Source organism: Variovorax sp. GW531-E2 (assembly GCF_059423125.1).
The window spans coordinates 1-3,590 of sequence record NZ_JBWKXQ010000120.1 but is presented as its reverse complement, the minus strand read 5'-3'; the positions used below and the strand labels follow the sequence as shown (position 1 = coordinate 3,590).

The following is a 3,590-nucleotide window of genomic DNA, read 5'->3' as shown; positions in this document are numbered from 1 at the left end:
CCACCGAGATCACCACCAGCGCGGCGAACAGGTAGTCGGTGCGCGCGTTGGCATTGGCCTCGAGGATGAGGTGGCCGAGCCCGCGCTCGGAGCCGACGAACTCGCCCACGATCGCGCCGATCACGGCCAGCGGCATCGCCGAGCGCAGCCCGTCCATGATCGAGGGCAGGGCCGAAGGCACGTAGAGGCGGCGGAAGGTGGTCCACGACGAGGCGCGGATGGCGCGGAAGTGCTCCACCAGGTGCGCCGGCGTGCCCGCCAGTCCGCCCATCGTGGCGATCACCACCGGGAAGAAGGCGAAGAGAAAGGCCATCAGCACCTTCGAGGTGTCGCCGTAGCCGAACCAGATCACCATGAGCGGCGCCAGCGCGATCTTGGGCAGGCCCTGGAACACCACGATGAGCGGGTACAGCGCGCGCCGCACCACCGGGATGGCGTGGATCGCGAGCCCGAGCAGCACGCCGCCGACGGCCGCCAGCGCGAAGCCGGCCAGCACCTCCTGCGTCGTGACCCACGACTGCACGAGCAGTGCCATGCGGTTGGTCCACAGGCTGTCGAGCACCTGCGACAGCGGCGGCAGCAGGTAGCGTTTGATGCCGAACACGTCGACCGATTTTTCCCACAGCAGGCCCAGTGCGAGGAACAGCAGGGCGGGGTCGGTGAAGCGGCGCCACGATTCGGCGCGCGAGGAAGGGGCGGGGTGCATGTGTCTTGTCTCCGGATCTTTTTTATGTGGCGTGTCTTGTCTTGTCGCGTGGTGGGCGTTCAGCGCTTCGGGTAGTCGCTGTTGTCGCCTTCGGTGTCCTGTGCCGTGCGCGGCCCCCACTCGGGCGGCGGCACCACGAACCGGTCGAAGTGCCATTGGTCGAAGGCCGCGAGGTCGTTCTTCCAGACGCGGGGCGTGTAGGGCTGCGCGGGCGTGATCTGCACCATCTCCGCGTAGAACTCGCAGTAGTTGCCGTCGGGGTCCTTGAACACGAGGAACAGGTTCTCGCCGGGCCCGTGCTTGCCGATGCCGCGCACGATGTCGATGCCCTGCGCCTGCAGGTAGCGCGCGGCGTCCTCGATCTCGGCCAGCGAGCCGAGCTGGTAGGCGAAGTGCTCCAGCCCGGGCCGCCCCGGCGTGTAGGTGGCCGCATGCTGCGGGTCGCCGGGCGCAATCTGCGCCAGCGCCAGGTCGTGGTGGTCGTTCCCGCAGCGCAGGAAAGCCATCTGGTCCTCGATGTGGTCGGACACCTCGAGGCCGACGATCTCGGTGTAGAAGCGCACGGAGGCCTTGAGGTCGCGCACGTTGAGCACGACGTGCCCGAGGCGCTGGGGACGGGGGCGTTGAACCATCGGTGTTGCTCCCGCGCTCATGGTGCGAGCAGGTCGTTGCTGTACGCGTCCTGCGGCTTCACCTTGCCGCCCAGGCCGAAGGCCTTGTCGACGAACTGCACGGTGGCGCGCATGCGGTCATCGCGCAGGTGGCCCAGCCCCTTGGCCTTGGCTGCCGGGTCGACCAGCAGGTCGTTCATGTCCTTGATCTGCGCCAGCGCCACGGCGCGGTCGGTGGTGGGAAACATCTTCACCATGAGATCGGCCGCCTGCTCGGGGTTGGCCATGGCGAATTCGAAGCCGCGGTACGACGCACGCAGGAACTTCTTCACCACCTCCGGCCGCTTTTTGATCAGGTCTTCGCTGGCCGCGAAGCCGCTGCCGTAGGCGTCCAGGCCGAAGTCGCTGTACTCGATCCAGCCGAGCGTCACGCCCGCGGCGTTGGCCTGCTTCTGGGTGACAGCGCGGTTGCTTCCGCGCCAGCATTCGGCCAGGTCGACCTTGCCTTCGATCAGCGAGGCGTCGACCACGGCGGGGTCCATGCGCAGCAGGCGGATGCTGTCCTTGGGCTGGCGGTTCAGCTCCAGCCAGGCGGGCACGACGTTGTGCACCGGCGAGGCCGAGCCGCCGCCCAGGCGCAGGCCCTTCATGTCGGCGGGCGTCTTGGGCTGGTGGCGCTTGGTGTCGAAACAGATGCCGGCGGGCCAGCGTGTGTTGATGGCGCCGATCATGCGGATCTTGCCGCCGTTGGCGCGGTTGAGCACGAGGCTGATCGGGTCGACGTAGCCGAATTCGAACTGGCCCTGGTCGAGCTCATTGGCGGTGCGGTTGCCGCCGTAGCCGCGCACGATGGCGGTGTCCAGGCCCAGTTCGCGGAAGTAGCCCTGCGCCTGCGCGACGATCACGCCCACCGAGCTGCCCTGCGGCAGCCAGGCCATGTTGTAGGTGACCTTCTCCTGGGCGAACGCGGGGGGCGCGCCGGCCAGCAGCGCGCTGAAGGCGAGGCCGGTCAGTGCGCGCGCGATCGCGGCGAATCCTCTGCGGGTGGGTTGCATGTCGTTGTCTCCATACCTTGTTGTGATGCGAAAGAACGGGGCCGTGGCCCCGTCGTGCCGGCGCTCAGACGCGCTCTGCCTGCACTTGATTGGCCAGCCGTCCGATGCCCTCGATGCTCGCCACCAGCCGGTCGCCCGGCTTCAGGTAGATACCCCGACCCATGCCCACGCCGGTGGGCGTGCCGGTGGCGATCACGTCGCCCGGCTCGAGCGTGACGATGGTCGAGAGGTAGGCGATCTGCTCGCGCACTGTCCAGATCATGTTGGCCGTGCTGTCCTGCTGCATCGGCTCGTCGTTCACGTCCAGGCGCATCTGCACGGCCTGCGGGTCGGGAATCTGCCAGGCGGGTACCAGCCATGGGCCGATGGGGGCGAAGGTGTCGTGGCACTTGCCCTGGAACCAGTCGTGCTTGAACGGGTAGTCGCCGCGGATGTTGAGGTCGCGCGCCGAGATGTCGTTGACGATCGTGTAGCAGGCCACGGCGTCCAGCGCGTCTTCGACCGAGATGCGGCGGCAGCGCTTGCCGATCACGGCGGCGAGTTCGACCTCCCAGTCGAGCTTGCTGGTTTCGGGCGGCATCTGAATCGTCTCGCCGTTGCCGATCACCGTGTTCGAGAGCTTCAGGAACATGTACGGCTTGCTCTGCGACTTGGCCGCCAGCACGGTGCCCATTTCGTTGGCGTGCGAGGCGTAGTTCGAGGCGGCGCAGAAGATGCGGCTCGGCACGAAGGGCGCAGCCACGGCCGCGGCGCCGTCGGCCACCGGCCGGATGGCGCCCGAGGCGGCCAGCGCGGCGGCGATGGGCGTGGCGTCGCGCAGCCAGGTCTGCGCGTTCGCCCAGTCGCGCAGCATGGCTTCGACGCCTTGCGTGACCCAGGTTTCGGGCAGCGGCGGCAGGCCGGCCGCGCGGGCCGCCTCCAGGTCGTACAGCTGGCTGTCGATCACCAGGGCGGGGGCAAGCCCGCCGGCGCGGCGGTAAGTGGCGAGCGCGATCCAGGACATTCGATTGACTCCTCTTTTGTAGGTGGGTTGGAATCCGCGACAGATGTTTTGCATTCAGTGTCTACGAATTGTGTGCAATTTTATGTTTTGGTGTTCACGAACGTCAAGGGTTTGTCGCGGCATGCATGAAACGGGCGTGCGGACGCATGCCGCGGCCGGCCTGCGCCGGGAGCGGCGGGCCGGGGCGGGCCAGCGGAAACGGGAGGGAGGGAGAG

4 protein-coding genes are annotated in these 3,590 nt (G+C 68.0%); all 4 read right to left on the bottom strand.

All coding sequences use genetic code 11. The features are described from left to right. On the bottom strand, positions 1 to 706 hold a 706-nt coding region (locus AC07XP_RS32085), incomplete at its 3' end, for an ABC transporter permease (RefSeq protein ID WP_495266938.1). A gap of 59 nt (positions 707 to 765) precedes the next feature. Beyond that, on the bottom strand, positions 766 to 1,338 hold the full coding sequence (locus AC07XP_RS32080) for a VOC family protein (protein WP_495266937.1): 573 nt from the start codon (positions 1,336 to 1,338) through the stop codon (positions 766 to 768). Positions 1,339 to 1,355: 17 nt separating this feature from the next. Next, positions 1,356 to 2,372 (bottom strand): ABC transporter substrate-binding protein, encoded by a 1,017-nt coding sequence (locus AC07XP_RS32075; protein WP_495266936.1) that lies wholly within the window; start codon positions 2,370 to 2,372, stop codon positions 1,356 to 1,358. Positions 2,373 to 2,436: 64 nt separating this feature from the next. Beyond that, on the bottom strand, positions 2,437 to 3,375 hold the full coding sequence (locus tag AC07XP_RS32070; protein ID WP_495266935.1) for a fumarylacetoacetate hydrolase family protein: 939 nt from the start codon (positions 3,373 to 3,375) through the stop codon (positions 2,437 to 2,439). Positions 3,376 to 3,590 lie beyond the last annotated feature (215 nt).

Excerpts from the sequence above, each read along its gene's own strand:
- AC07XP_RS32080 (WP_495266937.1), bottom strand. The coding sequence starts at position 1,338 with ATGGTTCAACGCCCCCGTCCCCAGCGCCTCGGGCACGTCGTGCTCAAC.
- AC07XP_RS32070 (WP_495266935.1), bottom strand. The coding sequence starts at position 3,375 with ATGTCCTGGATCGCGCTCGCCACTTACCGCCGCGCCGGCGGGCTTGCC.
- AC07XP_RS32075 (WP_495266936.1), bottom strand. The coding sequence starts at position 2,372 with ATGCAACCCACCCGCAGAGGATTCGCCGCGATCGCGCGCGCACTGACC.